Source organism: Pseudomonas sp. Pseusp97, assembly GCF_047304025.1.
Lineage (GTDB): Bacteria > Pseudomonadota > Gammaproteobacteria > Pseudomonadales > Pseudomonadaceae > Pseudomonas.
The window spans coordinates 45,284-58,906 of sequence record NZ_JBGLYK010000010.1 but is presented as its reverse complement, the minus strand read 5'-3'; the positions used below and the strand labels follow the sequence as shown (position 1 = coordinate 58,906).

Genomic DNA, 13,623 nt, shown 5'->3' with positions numbered 1-13,623 from the left:
GTGGATGCGCGGCGCGCGCCGACCGCATACTGCGGCATCCGTTACTCGCCTCAGGGATGTCGCCGTATGCCGATGGGAACCTACCCGCTTCACCCCGCCCTATCCTCCCGCGTGGAGCGCCTGCCGGAGCAGGTGGACGTCGTCATAGCCGGCAGCGGCATCATGGGCTGCGCCACCGCCTGGCACCTCGCCGGCCTTGGCCTGAGCGTGCTGGTGCTGGACAAGGCCGGCCTCGCCAGCCAGCAGTCCACCCGCGCCTGGGGCTTCGTCCGCCAGCAGGCCCGCGATCCGGCGGAAGTGCCGCTGATGATGGCCGCCATCCCGCTGTGGGAACGCCTCGAAGCAGAACTGCAACTGCCACTGGAATGGCGCCAGGGCGGCTGCCTGTACCTCGCCGAAACGCCGGAGCAACGGCAGAAATACGAAGACTGGCTGAAGGTCGCCGCCAACTTCGGCCTCGATACCCGGCTGCTCGGCCGGGGCGAAGTCGCCCAACTGATGCCGTCGCTGGCCGACCCGGCGCTCGGCGCCCTGTATACCGCCAACGACGGCCAGGCCGAGCCACGCCGGGTCGCGCCCGGCTATGCGCTACGTGCCATCGAGCGCGGCGCGCTGTTCGTCGAAGGCTGCGGCGTCACCGGCATCGATCGCGCTGCCGGTGCCCTCTGCGGCGTGCAGACCGAGCGTGGGTACGTGAAGACCAGGCATCTGCTGATTTCGGCAGGCGCCAGCAGCTGGCGCCTGGTGCAGAGCCTGGGCCTGGAACTGCCGCAGCAGGCCGTGCGCTGTACCGTTTCGCGCACCAGCCCCGGTCCGGACGTCGGCGCGCAGAGCTTCATCGGCCACAACATCGGCTTCCGCCAACGCGCCGACGGCAGCATCAACCTCGCCGACGAGACCCAGGCCGATATCGACCTCAACCTCGACTACCTGCGCGGTGCCAAACATTACCTGCCACATCTGCCGGAGCACCGCGCGGGCTTCTCCTTCAAGCTCAATGGCGCGCTGTTCCACGATCTGCGCCAGCGCCTGCCCGGCTCGGAAAGAAGCGTGAACGGCCCGGTACTGGGCGAGCGCGATCCCCAGGTGAAGGTGAATACGTCCCGCGTGTTCGCCGCACAGAAGAATCTGGCCAAGGCTTTCCCGGCCCTACGCGACGTGAAGGTGGTGGAGAGCTGGGCGGGACTGATCGACGTACTGCCCGACGGCATCCCGGTGCTCGACGCGCCGCCCGAAGTGCCGGGCCTGCTGATCGCCACCGGTTTCTGCGGCCACGGTTTCGCCATGGGGCCCATCGTTGGCCAACTGATTAGCCAGTGGATTCTGAAGGGTGACCCGGGAATGGATCTGCACGCCTTCCGGCTGCGGCGCTTTGCCGATGGGACAGCGGGCAAGCCCTACTCGTTGTTCTGAAGGATTGCTCTTCGTAGGAGCGAGGGGGACGCCTAGTTCTTGCTCGCGAACAGAGCCCGCCGGTGGCATTGACGTTTCGGGGAAATGCCGGTTCGCGAGCAAGCTCGCTCCTACAAGGTCATTCCGGCCTATTCGCCCTCTTCCACCACCGGCGCATCGTCGCTCAACGCCCGCTCCAGCCAGTCCGTCGGCAGGTTCTTGCTCGCCCGCGCGCCGAGCAGCTTTACCTGTTCGGCCCGGCTGATCAGGTTGCCGCGTCCTTCGCAGAGCTTGTTGCGCGCCGCCGCATAAGTCTTGTCCAGCTGCTGCAGGCGAGTGCCCATCTCGTCCAGGTCCTGCACGAAAAGCACGAACTTGTCGTACAGCGCCCCGGCGCGCTCGGCGATTTCCCGGGCGTTCTGGTTCTGCCGCTCCTGGCGCCAAAGGCTGTCGATCACCCGCAAGGTCGCCAGCAAGGTGGTCGGGCTGACGATCACGATATTGCGCTCGAAGGCCTCCTGGAATAGGTTCGGCTCGGCCTGCAACGCTGCCGAGAAGGCCGCTTCGATCGGCATGAACAGCAGCACGAAGTCGAGGCTGTGCAGGCCTTCGAGGCGGCGGTAATCCTTGCCCGAAAGACCCTTCACATGGTTGCGCAGCGACAGCACGTGCGCCTTGAGCGCCTGCTGGCGGATCACCTCGTCCTCGGCGGCGATGAACTGCTGGTAGGCAGTCAGGCTGACCTTGGCATCCACCACCACCTGCTTGTCGCCGGGCAGGCGGATCAGCACGTCCGGCTGGAAGCGCTCGCCATCCGGTGCGCGCAGGCTGACCTGGGTCTCGTACTCGCGGCCCTTCTCCAGGCCGGCGTGTTCCAGCACACGCTCCAGCACCAGCTCCCCCCAGTTGCCCTGGGTCTTCTGGCCCTTCAGTGCACGGGTCAGGTTGGTGGCTTCCTCGCCCAGGCGCAGGTTCAGCTGCTGCAGGCGTTCCAGCTCCCTGGTCAGCGAGAAGCGCTCGCGGGCCTCGGCCTGGTAGCTCTCCTCCACGCGCTTCTCGAACGACTGGATGCGCTCCTTCAGCGGGTCGAGCAACTGCCCGAGGCGCTGCTGGCTGGACTCTGCAAAGCGCTGTTCGCGTTCATCGAAGATCTTCCCGGCCAGCTCGGCGAACTGCGCACGCAGATCATCCTTCGCGGCCTGCAGATCGCCCAGGCGTTGCTGGTGATTTTCCTGCTGCTCGCGCAGCTCGGCGGACAGCGCAGCGTGCTCGGCGGAGAGCCGGCGCAGCTCTGCCTCCTTGTCGGCCCGCTCAGCCTGCCAATCCTGTTCGGCGTTGCCCAGGCGCGTACGCTCCTCCCTGCTCAGCTCGACTTCGCGTCGCAACGCCGCCGCTTCCGCGGACAGTTCGCCGTGGCGGCCACTCAGGCGCTGGAAGGCTTCGCGATCCGCCTCGGCCTGGGCGGATAGTCCGTCCTGAGCCAGTTGCGCCGTCGCCAGGCGCTCGCGCAGCAGAGTCGCCTCCTGCTCTACCGCCACCCGCTGCGCCTGCAACCGCCAGGCGAGCGCCGCCATGGGCAGCAATCCGGCAAGCGCACCGAGCAACAGGGCGGAAAGATCGAGTGGCATGCGGGACTCCGGGGGTGTGGCAATGGATCGCGCCAGTCTAACAGTCGCCCTCCCGAGCCGCCTCGTCCGCTGTAAAGGCCCTGGAACAGGGCTCCGGAGCAAGCGCTCGGGACAATCCACAGAAGCTGTGGATAACTCAGTGGAGAACTTGCCGAAAACTGGTGCCACCCCCAGTGATCTGGGGGCGTGTGACAGATTGGTGATTTTTTCACCAATAGAAATTTCCTTTATTTTTCAAATAGTTAAAAAACGCAAGGAAATTCGCGGGCTGGCCAAATGCAATGTTTCGGGGACTTGACAGGGCGCGTCAGCATTGTGCACAAGTGCGCGCCACGCCGGGGCCGACCGCCCCGTTTCAGGGCAGTGGATGGGAAGGTTTCTCAGGAAGACAGCTCGCTCAGCCAGGCGATGGGCGCATCGGAAGCTCCGTTTCCCGACGCTGGTGCCTGGCGAGTTTCATGCGATCTGCACCTGGCGGCGCGGTAAACGCTGCGGGCGGACCACACGCGGGGGTTCGGGAAGCTGAATCGCCTGCTGCTCTGCAGCACAGACCCGAGCATAAACGCGCTCGGCCGCGCTGCGGCTGCTGCAATCGTAGAAGAACTGATTGAGGTACACGCGCCAGCGACGATCATCGCTGGGATGGATGGCTATCCGTATATCCATGGTCTGGCGCTCCCTGCTTGGCCATCCCGGAACATACACCGCGGAGCATGACGCGTAGATGGCGAAACGATGAACGGTCAGGCCGGATGCGGCAGCTCGCCGTTCACCAGGTATTGCTCGCGGCGATAGAGCCTCGGGCTGTCCGGCACCTGGGCATGCTTGAAGGCGACGTACTCCGCGGTCGTCTCGCACAGCCACGGCATCAGGTTGCGCGGCCGCTTCTCGGTGAAGGCCGAGGGGGCGAACAGCGCGACATTGATGCCACCCTGCGGGCAGCGTGCCGAACGGTATTCAAAAGCCTCCACTCCCGCTTCGCGCATCGCACTGCCCAGGCCCTGGGTCACGCTGTAATCCTGAGGATCGAGCAGTGCACCGTGTTCACGGAAAGGCGGCAGGTGCAGGCGCACACCTTTCTGCACCTGGAAGCGCGCCTCGAAAGAAGCGTGCTCGGAAAGGATTCGCCCGCTGGGCGGAGGTGTCGCCATCCCTTCCCACAACACGAAGCGGTAGAAGGCCGATTCCGCCATGGACGTTTCCAGCTTGAGCGCGCCGTAGAACAGGCTGGGTTCATGACGCCGGCCAAAACGCGACCCCCAACGCAACGGCGGATAGCGGAACGGCGTCTTCAACAGGTAGTGCAACGGCTCGGCAGGCGGCGGCATGCGCGGTTTGCTGGTCTCCAGCAACTCCTCGAGCAGCGCCTGCTCTTCCAGGGTGTCGACCAGTTGCAGAGTCGCCACCTGGCCCTGGCTCTCCACCAGTCGCACCAGGCGCCCACGGATGGGAGCGACGACCGAATCCTCATACTCCGCCCAGAGACGGGCGCCGGCTGCGAAGGACATTCAGACCTTGCCCCGGATGGCGTCCAGGTACTCGACCACCGCGACCAATCCCTGCACCTGCTCCATCAGCTGCAGCGGCACGCCGCCCAGGTGACGGTTCTCGGTGCGCAGGAAGTGGCGCATGTCTTCGTGGTTGCCGCCGAACAGGGCGAACAGCGCGCGGTAGATGCGCACCAGCAGAAGAGCCAGTTCGCCGGTCTTGCTGTCCACGCGCAGGCCGTTCTGCTTCCAGCGACTCACCGCGCTGCGATCCACTCCGACGATGGCGGCCAGTTCCTGCTGGGTCATCGACAAGTGCTCGCGGGCGGTCAGCACTGCTTTCGCCAGGACGGCATCGGCAGCCGGGCTTTCCTTCAGCAGAGCGCTCATGACAGGCCTCCAATCAGTGCATTTGCCGCAAATATATCACCAGATGCTGCAACCGCACAAAGAGGAAGATGACCACGGCTCCGTCCCCGTCGACAGAGCTGCTTGTATCCGCACGCTGACAAACCGGAAAAACTCTTTACCGGACATTTACTTGGCCTTGGCACTCATTGACGCAGCAATGCGGTCTCATGAAGCACCCGGATAGTCCGGGACGATGAAAGTGAAATACGCACCGCTCCGCCGGTTGCGCGAGGAGATCACCATGAAGAAGTCCGTCGCCCTGCTCTGTGCCGCCCTGACGCTGGGCAGCCCGCTGGCCAGTTTCGCCCAGCCCGGCCCCGGCCCGGACAACGGCCCCAACCGGCAGGACAACCGCGGGCCGCAACAGCAGCATTCCCAGCCACAGCATCAGCCGCAACGAGCTTCCCAGGGCGGACATGACCAGGCACGCCCCGGCCCGAACAGCGTCCACACCTACCGCAACCCGGATTTTCGTCCTCAGCCCGGCATGCCCGTCCCCCATCGCGATTGGCGGCGCGGCGTCATCGTCGAGCCTGCCTATCGCGGCGACCGCTATTGGGTCACCGACTGGCACGCGCGCCACCTTTACGCGCCGCCGCGCGACCACCGTTGGCTGTACGTGAACGGCGATTACATTCTGGTGGCCATCGCCAGCGGCGTGATCGTCAACATCCTCAGCGGCTACTGATCCATGGCCGGTCCTGGCGTGGTCCCTCCGCGCCAGGGCGGGAAAGAGTCGCCGCCGATGGGTAAAGGCCCTAGGATAGACGGCTTTATTTCCAGCCTGCCGCCATGGACAAGAAACGCGTCTACCAACTGATCCTCGCCCGCCTCGCCGAAGACCTCGACGTCGCCGTACGCGCCGCCCAGACGGCCCACGAGACCGCGACCCACGAGGAAAACGTCGCCGAGAACAAGTACGACACGCTCGGCCTGGAGGCGGCCTACCTCGCCGCTGGCCAATCGCGCCGCGTGGAGGAGATCCGTCAGGCGCTGTCGTTGTTCGAGAACCTGCAACTGCGCGACTTCGACGAGGAACAGGGCATCCTGACCAGCGCCATGGTCCACCTGGTCAATGAGCAGGAGCAGCAGCGCTGGGTCTTCCTCGGCCCGGACGGCGCGGGCCTCAAGGTGCAGTCTGAAGGTCGCGAGATCCTGGTCATCACTACCCGCGCCCCGCTGGGCAACGCCCTGCTTCATCGCCACCCTGGCGACGAAGTGGAGGTGGGCAGCGGCAGCGCTCGCCAGCGCTACGAAATCCTCGACGCCTATTGATGGAGCGCGCGTCGGACTGAACAGCGAGCGCCGAGCGCATCGATGAAAAATCTGAGCGGAACGGACAATACGCGGCACGCCGCCCGGCGCAGACTAAGCTTCAAGGCCACCCCTCATCCTCCCGGCCTCAAGGAGAAGCATCATGCTGTTCAACTGGTCCGAGTACGTCCCTGCCGTGAAGAAAGCCTTCGGCGCGCTGGGCAAGAAACACCCGAAGATGATCGCCGCCTACCAGGCGCTGGAAGCCGCCGCCGCTGACGGCGACGCCCTGGACGCCAAGACTCGCGAACTGATCGCCATCGCCGTGGCCATCACTACCCGCTGCGACGGCTGCATCGGCGTCCACGCCGAAGCCGCGCGCAAGGCCGGCGCCACCGAAGCCGAGATCGCCCAGACCCTGGCCACCGCCATCTCACTCAACGCCGGGGCTGCCTATATCTACTCCCTGCGTGCGCTCGAAGCCTACGAGTCCGCCGCGGGCCTGCCTCTTTCCCTCCGGGGCTCGGATGGGTTATCAGTGGAACTTTGCCAACCAAAGCCTCCGCCCATGTCACAGCCCGCTCCCGGTTTCTGGAAACTTACCCTCGCCATCGCCGCCGGCATCTGGCTCGGCTGCCTGGCCGTCGCCATCACCGCCTCGCTGGTCTGGCCCTACCTCCCCCCCACCATCATCAGCCGCCTGGCTCCGCCAGCCGCGAAACCGCCGACCGCTCCGCCCCCCCCCCGCAGCAACGAAGAAATGTTCCAGCAATATCTGCAACGCCAGCAGGCCACACAGGAGCAGCAGAATCGGCAGATCGAAAAAGCGGAGCAGACAAAACGCTTCAGCAGCGCGCCGTGCCAGTTCTGGCTGCAGCAGTACCAAGCGAATCCCACGCAGGGGAATCGGGAGAAGATGGATGGGTATTGCGGATAAGGGGACGCAGGCCGGGTAGTGCTAAGGCCTGAGGTGCGGGAATCTGTCCTGAATTTGCCCTATTGGCAGACCCGGAAAAGACAAAGCCCCTGAAATTCCAGGAATTTCAGGGGCTTCAGCCATTGCAATAATGGCGGAGAGATAGGGATTTGAACCCTAGGAACCATTGCTGGTTCAACGGATTTCGAATCCGTCCCGTTCGACCACTCCGGCATCTCTCCGTGCGGCGCGCATGATACCAGCTTGAAGTCCGAACGCGAAGCTTTGTTTTCGGATTTTTTTGCGTGGTATCAGGCGCTTGCGTGCGCTCGTCGGATCAGAGCGGCACGCCGAGGCGCTGGGCGACTTCTTCGTAGGCCTCGATCACATCACCCAGGCCCTGACGGAAGCGGTCCTTGTCCATCTTCTTGCGGGTTTCCTTGTCCCACAGGCGGCAGCCGTCCGGGCTGAATTCGTCGCCCAGGACGATCTTGCCGTGGAACAGGCCGAACTCGAGCTTGAAGTCCACCAGCAGCAGGCCGGCTTCGTCGAACAGCTTGCTGAGCACTTCGTTGACCTTGAAGGAATAGGCCTTCATTTCGGCCAGTTGCTCCAGGGTCGCCCAGCCGAAGGCCTGGACGTGGGATTCGTTGATGAACGGATCACCCAGGGCATCGTTCTTCAGGAACAGTTCGAAGGTCGGCGGGGTGAGTTGCAGGCCCTCTTCCACGCCCAGGCGGCGCACCAGGCTGCCGGCGGCATAGTTGCGCACGACGCACTCGACCGGAATCATGGCGAGCTTCTTGACCAGCACCTCGTTGTCCGACAGCAGGGCGTCGAACTGGGTGGGGATGCCGGCGGCTTCGAGCTTCTGCATGATGAAAGCGTTGAACTTGTTGTTCACCATGCCCTTGCGATCGAGCTGCTCGATACGCTTGCCGTCGAACGCCGAGGTGTCGTTGCGGAACAGCAGGACGAGGCGGTCGGCGTCATCGGTGGTGTAAACCGACTTGGCCTTGCCGCGATAGAGTTCTTCGCGTTTTTCCATGATGGGCTCCGCTTGCTTAGGGGGTGGGCTCAGGCGATGGTGCGCCAGTCGAGTCCAGAATGCTGATCGGCTACCTGCAGCCAGTCCGGGTCGCACCCTAAGGTGTCGACGAAGCTTTGCCGGGCCAGCTGCGGCGAGTTGTTCTTTTCGCTGAGATGCGCCAGCACCAGGTGCTGCAGGCTTTCCCAGCCCAGCAGGGCCACGAGTTCGGCGGCCTGCCGGTTGTTCAAATGTCCCCACTGGCCGCCTACGCGGACCTTGAGGGGGTAGGGATACGGACCGCGGGCCAGCATGTCGGTATCGTGATTCGCTTCGACGATCAATGCGTCGAGGCCACGATAGCATTCCAGCACCTGCGCCGTGGCAGCTCCCAGATCGGTGAGCTGGCCAAAGCGCTTCCGGCCATCGGAAAACACGTACTGCAGGGGCTCCCGCGCATCGTGGGAGACGCTCACCGCAGTGACTTCCAGGTCTTTCAGTACCAGGCGGTCGCCGCATTTGAGCAGCCCCGCCGGTGTCACCGGCTTGCGCATTCCCTGCAGGGTGCCGGCGCTGAGGTACACGGGTATCCGATGGTGCCGGGCCAGCAGTTCGACGCCGTTGATGTGATCGGAGTGCTCGTGCGTGACCAGTATCGCGTCCAGTTGCCCGGGCTCTACGCCCAGGCGTGCCAGACGGCGGATGGTTTCACGCAGCGGGAAGCCGCAATCGATCAGTATCCGGGTGTCAGAACTGCTCACCAAGGCCGAATTGCCCCGGCTTCCGCTCCCCAGGACCGCGAAGTGCATTGCGCATACTCTCCTGGAGTTTCTCAAGTACGCCCTGCGCCACGTCAGCCGGTGCGGAGGTGTTGATGTCTTTGTCGACGGTGATCTGGACGGTGTTGCTCACGCTGGTCAGGCGGACCTGGTAGCGCTGTGCCTTGGCGTCCTCTTCTTCCTTGGTCTTCTCGCCGCCACCGAACATGCGGCTGAAGAAGCCAGGCTTGTCTTCGTCCTTCTTCTTCGCGCCTTCGGCGATGTTGACGTAGTACACGCCCAGGCTGCGGTTGAGGTCGTCGACACGGATGTCGGCGCGATCCAGCGCACGGCCCACGCTGACCCAGGCGCGGTCGAAGTCGGAGTCGACGGTCAGCACCGGGTTGCCGCTGCCGTCCTTGTTCAGTTGAACGGCGCCGGGGGTGTCGTAGTCCGAGTGCGCCGCGAGCAGGGAGACGGAGCCGCCCTTCTCGGCGCTGGTGGCCATGCTGGCGATCATTTCGTCGAGCAGCGCGGCATCCAGGCTCGGCACGGCCGGCTTGGTCGGCCAGTCACCGCTGGCGGTGCTGCCGGCCGGGCGGGTTTCGCTCAGCACATAGACTTCGCTGGTGTTGGTCTGCACGCCCGGCTCGATGCGCACGCGAACGCGCGCTTCGCTGTCAGGCTCGACGCCCGACACTCGGCTGCTCAGGCGACGCGCGAGCGGCGCGGAGAGCTGCGACAGCGGCTGCCAGTTGGTGCTGAATTCGCCAGTCTGCGGACGCTCGTTGGCGATGGAGAAGCCGTTGTCCTGGAAGAACTGGTGAGCGACCGGCCAGACTTCGGCCGGCGGACGCTGGGCAACCAGCCAGCGCGAGTCGCCGCTCTTCTGCAGGCTGAAGTCGCTGACTTCGCCGGAGCCGGCCAGCGGCTGCGGGCGCGGCACCTCGAACTCGCCTTCCTTCTCGGTGCTGGTGGCGACGTTCATCGGGATCGGCAGCAGCGGGTCGAGCGGCTTGCTCTGCAAGCCCTCGGGCACCTTCATCGGCGCGGTTTCACGGGCGTTCAGGTAATCGTCGCCACGGTCGCGGAAGTAGCCTTCCGGACCCCACAGCCAGCCGCAGCCGGAGGTGTTGCCGATAACCAGGGCGAGCGCAGTCAGTCCTGCCAGTCGCTTCATGCGAGGGAGCTCCTTAAGCCAGGACGCCGGTCTGGCGCATGGCCTGACGCAGCGGTTCGTGGCAACGCGGGCTGAGCCAGGTCAGAGGCAGGCGGATGCCCTCTGGAATCAGCCCCATTTCGTGCAGGGCAAACTTGACCGGGATGGGGTTGGATTCGATGAACAGCGACTTGTGCAGCGGCATCAGGCGATCGTTGATGGCGCGGGCAGCGGCGGCATCGCCACGCATGGCGGCGGCGCAGAGGTCGCTCATGGCGCGCGGAGCGACGTTGGCGGTCACCGAGATGTTGCCCTTGCCGCCCATCAGCATCAGCTCGACGGCGGTGGCGTCATCGCCGGAGTAGACGAGGAAATCCTTGCCGACGCGGTCCAGCACTTCCTTGCCGCGCTGCAGGTCGCCAGTGGCTTCCTTGATGCCGACGATGTTCGGCACCTTGGACAGGCGCTCGACGGTCTCCGGCAGCATGTCGCAGGCGGTGCGGCCCGGCACGTTGTAGAGGATCTGCGGAATGGCGACGGCTTCGGCGATATGGCGGAAGTGCTGGTACAGGCCTTCCTGGGTCGGCTTGTTGTAGTACGGGGTCACCAGCAGGCAGGCATCGGCGCCGCCGGACTTGGCAGCCTCGGTCAGCTCGACGGCTTCGCGGGTGGAATTGGCGCCGGTGCCGGCGATGACCGGGATGCGGCCGTTGACCTGGTCGACCACGCGACGGATCACTTCCAGGTGTTCTTTCACGTCCAGAGTGGCCGATTCACCCGTGGTGCCGACCGCTACGATGGCGTTGGTACCTTCCTGCAGGTGGAAGTCCACCAGCTTCGCGAGGCTGTCCCAATCCAGTCGACCCTGAGCATCGAAGGGGGTGACCAGCGCCACCATACTGCCCGCAATCATGCAACCGCTCCTGCCGGAAAAAGAAAGCCGTAATGGTACTGTCGCCACCGGCCACGCACAAGGTGACGCAGCGACCCGCGAGCGGCCAGACATTCCCCTCATCGGCGCTTTTCGCTACCCTTTCTCCTTTGTCGATGCGGCCCGCTTGGCCGCCACTCCCAGGAAAGCTGCATGTCCGCCTCTCACCCTCGTGAACAATTCCTCCTGATCAGTGCTCTGGGCCCGAACCCGATGGAGTTGACCAGCGTGCTGTGCCGCACCTGCGTCGACAACCGTTGCTCGGTCGTCAGCAGCCGCCTGACCCGTCACGGCGAGTTCAGCGCGCTGATCCTGCAGATCTCCGGCAGCTGGGATGCCCTGGCTCGCCTGGAAGGCGGCCTGCCGCCCCTGGCCAAGCGCCATGGCTTCACCCTCAGCGTCACCCGCAGCAATGTCCACGTCACCCGCGCCCAGGCCCTGCCCTACGTGGCCTACGTCAGCGCCGTCTATCGGCCGGACATTCTCAACGAGCTGTGCCAGTTCTTCATCGATCACAACATCGAGTTGGAGAACCTCACCTGCGACACTTATCAAGCGCCGCACACCAACACCAGCATGCTCAACGCCACCATCACCGTGACCCTGCCGGCCGGCACCCAGATCAGTTGGCTGCGCGACCAGTTCCTCGACTTCGCCGATGCGCTGAACCTGGACGCGCTGATTGAGCCCTGGCGTCCGCAGCATCCGTAAGGGTGTTCTCAAGGAGAAAATTCCAATGGCAGTCGAACTGAACAAACCCGTCGCCGATTTCCACGCCCCGGCCACCAGCGGCGTCGAATTCCGCCTGTCCGAGCTCAAGGGCAAACAGGTCGTCCTGTACTTCTATCCCAAGGACAGCACCCCCGGCTGCACCACCGAAGGCCAGGGCTTCCGCGACAGGATCGAGGACTTCGCCCAGGCCAACACCCTGGTGTTCGGCGTCTCCCGCGATGGCATCAAGTCCCACGAGAACTTCAAGGCCAAGCAGTGCTTCCCCTTCGAGCTGATCAGCGACAAGGACGAGGCCGTCTGCCAGCTGTTCGACGTGATCAAGCTGAAGAAGCTCTACGGCAAGGAATACCTGGGCGTAGACCGCAGTACCTTCCTGATCGATGCCAAGGGCGTGCTGCGCCAGGAATGGCGTGGCGTGAAAGTGCCCGGCCATGTGGACGCCGTGCTCGCCGCCGCTGAGGAACTGAACAAGGGCTGAGTGATACCGCACGCAGGAAAAGGCCGCTGATCAGCGGCCTTTTTCGTTTACATCATCGGGCTGACCTGGCGCTCCGGCGCGGGCTGGCGCGGCCAGGCGTCCAGCACGGCCTTCACCAGGGTCGCCAGCGGGATGGCGAAGAACACCCCCCAGAACCCCCACAGTCCGCCGAACAGCAGTACTGCGCAGATGATCGCCACCGGGTGCAGGTTCACCGCCTCGGAGAACAGCAGCGGCACCAGCACGTTGCCATCCAGCGCCTGGATGATCGCGTGGGCCGCCATCAGGTAGATGAACTGGTCGCTCCAGCCCCACTGGAACAGCGCGATCATCGCCACCGGCACGGTAACCACCACCGCGCCGATATAAGGCACCACCACCGAGAGGCCGACCAGCAGCGCGAGCAGCGCCGCGTAATTAAGCCCCAGCACCGCGAAAGCGATGTAGGTCGTCACGCCGGTAATGAAGATCTCGATGACCTTGCCGCGGATGTAGTTGGCGATCTGCTGGTTCATCTCGTTCCACACCTGCTTCATCAGCCCACGTTCGCGCGGCAGGTAGCGGCGGAACCAGTGGTAGAAGCGGCGGCGATCCTTGAGGAAGAAGAACACCAGGATCGGCACCAGCACCAGGTAGATCATGATGTTGACGACTACCGGCAGGCCCGACAGGGAGAAGGTCAGCGCCCACTGGCCAAGCTGGCCCAATTCGTTGCGCGCGGCCTCGACGGTGTGCAGCACCTGCTCTTCGGTGACCATGTCCGGGTAGCGCTCGGGCAACATCAGCAGCGTCGCCTGCCACTCGCCGAGCATGCCGGGCAGCTCGTTGAACAGGGTGAACAGCTGCTTCCACAGCAGCGGCACCAGCACCAGCAGGAATACCGCGAGCAGCCCGAGGAACAGCGAATAAACCAGCCAGACCGCGAACAGATGCGGCACGCGCAGGCGCTCCAGCACTCCGACCATGCCCTGGATGAGGAAGGCGATGACCATCGCCGCCAGCACCGGCGCGAGCATCCCGCCGAAAGCCAGGATGACGGTGAATCCCAGCCCGAGAATGACCGCCAGCACTATCGCCTCCTCGTCGGAGAAATAGCGCTGCATCCAGTCCTGCAAAACCTTGAGCATCAACGAACCTGCGAAACGAATGGGGTAACGTCGCGGTTACCCGCGATCAGGAGCTACTTCTTGCGCAACCAGTAGCGATAGACGCCGGCTTCGACCTCTTCATGCAGCAGCGAGTGCCCGGCAAGGTCGGCGAAAACGCGGAAGTCGCGCTGGGAGCCAGCATCGGTGGCGATCACCTTGAGCACCGCTCCGCTGGGAAGGCGGTTCAGCTCGAGCTTGGCCTTGAGCAGCGGCAAGGGACAATTGAGACCGCTGGCGTCCAGCTCCGCGTCACAGGCGGGGACGGACGGCGTGGAATCGGACATCGAAACGAACTCCAGTCA

Annotated in this window: 15 protein-coding genes, 1 tRNA gene and 1 pseudogene; 6 read left to right on the top strand and 11 right to left on the bottom strand. The window is 64.5% G+C overall.

Going from position 1 to position 13,623, the window contains the following annotated elements:
* The first annotated feature begins 66 nt into the window (after window positions 1-66).
* Window positions 67-1,413, top strand: coding sequence for an NAD(P)/FAD-dependent oxidoreductase (locus ACCC94_RS04060; protein ID WP_413348131.1), 1,347 nt, complete (start codon window positions 67-69; stop codon window positions 1,411-1,413).
* Window positions 1,414-1,541: 128 nt separating this feature from the next.
* Here the strand turns inward: ACCC94_RS04060 and rmuC are convergent, their stop codons facing one another.
* The 4 genes from rmuC to ACCC94_RS04040 all read right to left on the bottom strand — a co-directional run bounded on the left by rmuC (window position 1,542) and on the right by ACCC94_RS04040 (window position 4,897).
* The gene (gene rmuC, locus ACCC94_RS04055) at window positions 1,542-2,906 is read right to left on the bottom strand and encodes a DNA recombination protein RmuC (RefSeq protein ID WP_413348137.1); all 1,365 of its coding nucleotides are present in this window, start codon (window positions 2,904-2,906) and stop codon (window positions 1,542-1,544) included.
* A 570-nt stretch (window positions 2,907-3,476) separates the two neighbouring features.
* Window positions 3,477-3,686, bottom strand: a complete 210-nt coding sequence (locus tag ACCC94_RS04050; protein ID WP_413348130.1) for a hypothetical protein — start codon at window positions 3,684-3,686, stop codon at window positions 3,477-3,479.
* A 77-nt stretch (window positions 3,687-3,763) separates the two neighbouring features.
* A complete protein-coding gene (locus ACCC94_RS04045) occupies window positions 3,764-4,528 on the bottom strand; it encodes an RES family NAD+ phosphorylase (protein WP_413348129.1) in 765 nt (254 codons plus the stop codon).
* The gene (locus ACCC94_RS04040) at window positions 4,529-4,897 is read right to left on the bottom strand and encodes an MbcA/ParS/Xre antitoxin family protein (RefSeq protein WP_413348128.1); all 369 of its coding nucleotides are present in this window, start codon (window positions 4,895-4,897) and stop codon (window positions 4,529-4,531) included.
* A 262-nt stretch (window positions 4,898-5,159) separates the two neighbouring features.
* Here ACCC94_RS04040 and ACCC94_RS04035 point away from each other — a divergent pair, with 262 nt between their 5' ends.
* The 3 genes and pseudogenes from ACCC94_RS04035 to ACCC94_RS04025 form a co-directional block, all read left to right on the top strand.
* Window positions 5,160-5,606, top strand: a complete 447-nt coding sequence (locus ACCC94_RS04035; RefSeq protein WP_413348127.1) for an RcnB family protein — start codon at window positions 5,160-5,162, stop codon at window positions 5,604-5,606.
* A gap of 104 nt (window positions 5,607-5,710) precedes the next feature.
* A complete protein-coding gene (locus ACCC94_RS04030) occupies window positions 5,711-6,193 on the top strand; it encodes a transcription elongation factor GreAB (RefSeq protein ID WP_413348126.1) in 483 nt (160 codons plus the stop codon).
* Window positions 6,194-6,335: 142 nt separating this feature from the next.
* A pseudogene (locus ACCC94_RS04025) lies at window positions 6,336-6,662 on the top strand (carboxymuconolactone decarboxylase family protein); the annotation flags it as partial.
* A gap of 578 nt (window positions 6,663-7,240) precedes the next feature.
* Here the strand turns inward: ACCC94_RS04025 and ACCC94_RS04020 are convergent.
* From ACCC94_RS04020 to dapA, 5 genes are all read right to left on the bottom strand, one after another.
* Window positions 7,241-7,330: transfer RNA gene (locus ACCC94_RS04020), tRNA-Ser, on the bottom strand.
* Between the two features lie 95 nt (window positions 7,331-7,425).
* Window positions 7,426-8,136, bottom strand: a complete 711-nt coding sequence (gene purC / locus ACCC94_RS04015; protein ID WP_413348125.1) for a phosphoribosylaminoimidazolesuccinocarboxamide synthase — start codon at window positions 8,134-8,136, stop codon at window positions 7,426-7,428.
* Window positions 8,137-8,165: 29 nt separating this feature from the next.
* A complete protein-coding gene (locus ACCC94_RS04010; RefSeq protein ID WP_413348124.1) occupies window positions 8,166-8,924 on the bottom strand; it encodes an MBL fold metallo-hydrolase in 759 nt (252 codons plus the stop codon).
* Window positions 8,863-10,053, bottom strand: coding sequence for an outer membrane protein assembly factor BamC (gene bamC / locus ACCC94_RS04005; RefSeq protein WP_413348123.1), 1,191 nt, complete (start codon window positions 10,051-10,053; stop codon window positions 8,863-8,865). The genes ACCC94_RS04010 and bamC overlap by 62 nt, the downstream gene beginning before the upstream one ends.
* A 13-nt stretch (window positions 10,054-10,066) precedes the next feature.
* Complete coding sequence (gene dapA / locus ACCC94_RS04000) at window positions 10,067-10,945, bottom strand: 4-hydroxy-tetrahydrodipicolinate synthase (RefSeq protein ID WP_413348122.1); 879 nt, start codon at window positions 10,943-10,945, stop codon at window positions 10,067-10,069.
* Window positions 10,946-11,116: 171 nt separating this feature from the next.
* Between dapA and ACCC94_RS03995 the strand changes: the two genes are divergently transcribed.
* Together ACCC94_RS03995 and ACCC94_RS03990 are read left to right on the top strand one after the other, a co-directional pair.
* On the top strand, window positions 11,117-11,674 hold the full coding sequence (locus ACCC94_RS03995; RefSeq protein ID WP_192291358.1) for a glycine cleavage system protein R: 558 nt from the start codon (window positions 11,117-11,119) through the stop codon (window positions 11,672-11,674).
* A 25-nt stretch (window positions 11,675-11,699) separates the two neighbouring features.
* Window positions 11,700-12,173 (top strand): peroxiredoxin, encoded by a 474-nt coding sequence (locus tag ACCC94_RS03990; RefSeq protein WP_413348121.1) that lies wholly within the window; start codon window positions 11,700-11,702, stop codon window positions 12,171-12,173.
* Between the two features lie 47 nt (window positions 12,174-12,220).
* Here ACCC94_RS03990 and ACCC94_RS03985 read toward each other — a convergent pair whose 3' ends face one another.
* Entirely contained in the window at window positions 12,221-13,300 is a 1,080-nt protein-coding gene (locus ACCC94_RS03985; protein ID WP_413348120.1) for an AI-2E family transporter, read from the bottom strand.
* Window positions 13,301-13,353: 53 nt separating this feature from the next.
* Complete coding sequence (locus ACCC94_RS03980) at window positions 13,354-13,605, bottom strand: sulfurtransferase TusA family protein (protein ID WP_017522093.1); 252 nt, start codon at window positions 13,603-13,605, stop codon at window positions 13,354-13,356.
* Window positions 13,606-13,623 lie beyond the last annotated feature (18 nt).

Excerpts from the sequence above, each read along its gene's own strand:
- bamC (WP_413348123.1), bottom strand. The coding sequence starts at position 10,053 with ATGAAGCGACTGGCAGGACTGACTGCGCTCGCCCTGGTTATCGGCAAC.
- ACCC94_RS04045 (WP_413348129.1), bottom strand. The coding sequence starts at position 4,528 with ATGTCCTTCGCAGCCGGCGCCCGTCTCTGGGCGGAGTATGAGGATTCG.
- ACCC94_RS04010 (WP_413348124.1), bottom strand. The coding sequence starts at position 8,924 with ATGCACTTCGCGGTCCTGGGGAGCGGAAGCCGGGGCAATTCGGCCTTG.
- ACCC94_RS04040 (WP_413348128.1), bottom strand. The coding sequence starts at position 4,897 with ATGAGCGCTCTGCTGAAGGAAAGCCCGGCTGCCGATGCCGTCCTGGCG.
- ACCC94_RS03985 (WP_413348120.1), bottom strand. The coding sequence starts at position 13,300 with ATGCTCAAGGTTTTGCAGGACTGGATGCAGCGCTATTTCTCCGACGAG.
- purC (WP_413348125.1), bottom strand. The coding sequence starts at position 8,136 with ATGGAAAAACGCGAAGAACTCTATCGCGGCAAGGCCAAGTCGGTTTAC.
- ACCC94_RS03980 (WP_017522093.1), bottom strand. The coding sequence starts at position 13,605 with ATGTCCGATTCCACGCCGTCCGTCCCCGCCTGTGACGCGGAGCTGGAC.
- ACCC94_RS04050 (WP_413348130.1), bottom strand. The coding sequence starts at position 3,686 with ATGGATATACGGATAGCCATCCATCCCAGCGATGATCGTCGCTGGCGC.
- ACCC94_RS04060 (WP_413348131.1), top strand. The coding sequence starts at position 67 with ATGCCGATGGGAACCTACCCGCTTCACCCCGCCCTATCCTCCCGCGTG.
- dapA (WP_413348122.1), bottom strand. The coding sequence starts at position 10,945 with ATGATTGCGGGCAGTATGGTGGCGCTGGTCACCCCCTTCGATGCTCAG.
- ACCC94_RS03995 (WP_192291358.1), top strand. The coding sequence starts at position 11,117 with ATGTCCGCCTCTCACCCTCGTGAACAATTCCTCCTGATCAGTGCTCTG.
- ACCC94_RS04030 (WP_413348126.1), top strand. The coding sequence starts at position 5,711 with ATGGACAAGAAACGCGTCTACCAACTGATCCTCGCCCGCCTCGCCGAA.
- ACCC94_RS04035 (WP_413348127.1), top strand. The coding sequence starts at position 5,160 with ATGAAGAAGTCCGTCGCCCTGCTCTGTGCCGCCCTGACGCTGGGCAGC.
- ACCC94_RS03990 (WP_413348121.1), top strand. The coding sequence starts at position 11,700 with ATGGCAGTCGAACTGAACAAACCCGTCGCCGATTTCCACGCCCCGGCC.